Source organism: Citrobacter sp. Cf125, from assembly GCF_030333935.1.
In the GTDB taxonomy this organism is placed as follows: Bacteria; Pseudomonadota; Gammaproteobacteria; order Enterobacterales; family Enterobacteriaceae; genus Citrobacter; species Citrobacter freundii.
On sequence record NZ_JAOWEY010000004.1, the window covers coordinates 1 to 614 of the forward strand.

Here is a 614-nt window from a genome sequence, read left to right on the forward strand (position 1 = left end):
CACCTTCAACGGCTTACAGAACGCTCCCCTACCCAACAACACATAGTGTCGCTGCCGCAGCTTCGGTGCATGGTTTAGCCCCGTTACATCTTCCGCGCAGGCCGACTCGACCAGTGAGCTATTACGCTTTCTTTAAATGATGGCTGCTTCTAAGCCAACATCCTGGCTGTCTGTGCCTTCCCACATCGTTTCCCACTTAACCATGACTTTGGGACCTTAGCTGGCGGTCTGGGTTGTTTCCCTCTTCACGACGGACGTTAGCACCCGCCGTGTGTCTCCCGTGATAACATTCTTCGGTATTCGCAGTTTGCATCGGGTTGGTAAGTCGGGATGACCCCCTAGCCGAAACAGTGCTCTACCCCCGAAGATGAATTCACGAGGCGCTACCTAAATAGCTTTCGGGGAGAACCAGCTATCTCCCGGTTTGATTGGCCTTTCACCCCCAGCCACAAGTCATCCGCTAATTTTTCAACATTAGTCGGTTCGGTCCTCCAGTTAGTGTTACCCAACCTTCAACCTGCCCATGGCTAGATCACCGGGTTTCGGGTCTATACCCTGCAACTTAACGCCCAGTTAAGACTCGGTTTCCCTTCGGCTCCCCTATACGGTTAACC

General features: G+C 53.1%; 1 rRNA gene. It reads right to left on the minus strand.

What is annotated here, in order from left to right:
* Positions 1 to 614 (minus strand): 23S ribosomal RNA (locus OGV89_RS00705); the annotation flags it as partial.